Here is a 1,037-nt window from a genome sequence, read left to right as displayed (position 1 = left end):
TGTGGAGCTTCAACAGGTTGTCCTCGATCAGGGCGAGGCGACTGATAGGCGTTTTTGACTTTAGGCTGCCATGTGGACGATGCCAATTGTATCTGTGCAGCCAGACAGGCAGTTCGGCGGCACGATGATCGGATGTCGGATAGGCAATGGCGTAGGCCCATTCGCGCAGTGCTGTCTGGATGAAGCGCTCGGCCTTGCCATTGGTCTTGGGCGTATAGGGTCTTGTCGTGACGTGCTTGAGGCCGAGATCGCGGCAGGCCTTGGCGAAGGCCTTTGATCTGTAGCAGGAGCCGTTGTCGGTCATGACGCGGGCTATCGTGACGCCGAGGCTGGCGTAATAGGCGACCGCGGCCTTGAGGAAGGCGATGGCGCACTCCTTTTTCTCGTCGGGCAGGATTTGCGAGAAGGCGATGCGGGACGCGTCGTCGATGCAGACATGGACGAACTCCCAGCCGGCGCCGCGCGACTTGCCCTTTTGCGGATCGCCGGTGATACGATGGCCGACTTGGCTGAAGCGGCCGAGCTTCTTGATGTCGATATGGATCATCTCGCCGGGATGCTCCCGCTCGTAGCGCCGGACCGGTTCGGCCGGCTCGATATCCCTGAGCCGCGACAGCCCGGCACGCTTGAGAACCCGGCTGACGGTGGCGGGCGAGACGCCGACCTCATGGGCGATGTGCTTGCCGGTCAGCCGCTGGCGACGCAAGGCTGCGATGCGCTCGGCCACGGACTGTTCGGTCAGGCTCGGCATGACGGTGGGCCGCGACGAGCGGTCGACCATGCCGGCCCGCCCTTTGGTCTTATAGCGCTCGACCCAGCGCGCCACGATCTTGGCCGACACGCCATAGACGCGCGCCGCATGGGCTTTGGAAAAAGCGCCTTCTATCACCGATAACGCCATCTCCTCTCGACGCAGCGGTGTGAGACGGGCATTCTTGTGGATGTTCATTCGGACCCTCCGATGGATGCTGAAGCGTGGTAACTCCAGTCTCCTCGGTCCGGTCCGAATGGACAACCTCTCGAAAGCTCACACCTAG

General features: G+C 62.4%; 1 protein-coding gene. It reads right to left on the bottom strand.

Features of this window, described 5'->3' with window-relative positions; translation table 11 throughout:
• A partial coding sequence (locus tag P9272_RS35865) for an IS481 family transposase (RefSeq protein ID WP_095770220.1) occupies positions 1-949 on the bottom strand: 949 nt, incomplete at its 3' end.
• Positions 950-1,037 lie beyond the last annotated feature (88 nt).

It is taken from the genome of Mesorhizobium sp. WSM4976 (assembly GCF_029625685.1).
Classification (GTDB): Bacteria; Pseudomonadota; Alphaproteobacteria; order Rhizobiales; family Rhizobiaceae; genus Mesorhizobium.
Note: the sequence above shows the minus strand (reverse complement) of the source record. Positions and strands in the feature narration are given on the sequence as shown.